Below are 749 nucleotides of genomic sequence, written 5' to 3'. Positions count from 1 at the left end.
GCCATTCCGCGTTCGATGGCGGCGACGAGCTGCGGGCGCAGTTCGGCGGCGGGGACGATGTGGTGCACCGATCCGACGTTCTGTGCTCGTTGGATGTTGTGGATGGCCTCGAATTCGGCTGCCACTTCACCCAGTTTGGCGTTGCGGGCGTTCGCTCGCACGGTGCCGAGCTCGACGCGCAGTGCCGAGCGGGTGGCGTCGTCCTCGGCTGCGTTCAGTCGTGCTTCGAGTTCCTTGACCTCGGAGTCGGCTGCGGTGCGGGCGTTGACGTCGCGGGTGAACACCACTGCTGCTGCCGGGGCACCGCCGAGTACGGAGGCGAAGGATCCCTCCACTGCGAGGACCTCCATGTTGTCGTTGAGCGCTCCGGAGAACACCACGAACGCACCTCCGTGATAGCGCGAGACGACACAGAACACGACCGGTCCGTCGAAGTTGACGATGGCGCGGCCGATCTCGGCTCCGTATTCGAGCTGGATGTTGCGCAGCGATTCCGGTGATCCGTCGAAGCCGGAGAGGTTGGCGAGCACCACGATCGGCCGACTTCCGCTGGCGGCGTTGATGGCGCGTGCCGTCTTCTTCGACGAGTTCGGGAACAGGGTTCCCGAGGTCCACTGATCGGGGCCGTCGGAGGGGAACCAGCCCTTACGGGGGATGGCCCGTGATTCGATGCCGATGACGGACACCGGGATTCCGGCGAGGTGGGCGTCGAACACCACGGAGGTGTCGGCGTCGGCCATGTCGGCCCA

The 749-nt window shown here is 66.1% G+C and carries 1 protein-coding gene; it reads right to left on the bottom strand.

Translation table 11 applies throughout. The features are described 5' to 3' along the window. A partial coding sequence (locus CH275_RS09295; RefSeq protein ID WP_306436941.1) for a carboxyl transferase domain-containing protein occupies positions 1–749 on the bottom strand: 749 nt, incomplete at both ends.

Origin of the sequence: Rhodococcus sp. 06-235-1A (assembly GCF_002258785.1) — a bacterium.
Taxonomy (GTDB): domain Bacteria; phylum Actinomycetota; class Actinomycetes; order Mycobacteriales; family Mycobacteriaceae; genus Rhodococcoides.
The sequence above is the reverse complement of the archived record's forward strand: the minus strand, read 5'-3'. Positions and strand labels throughout refer to the sequence as shown.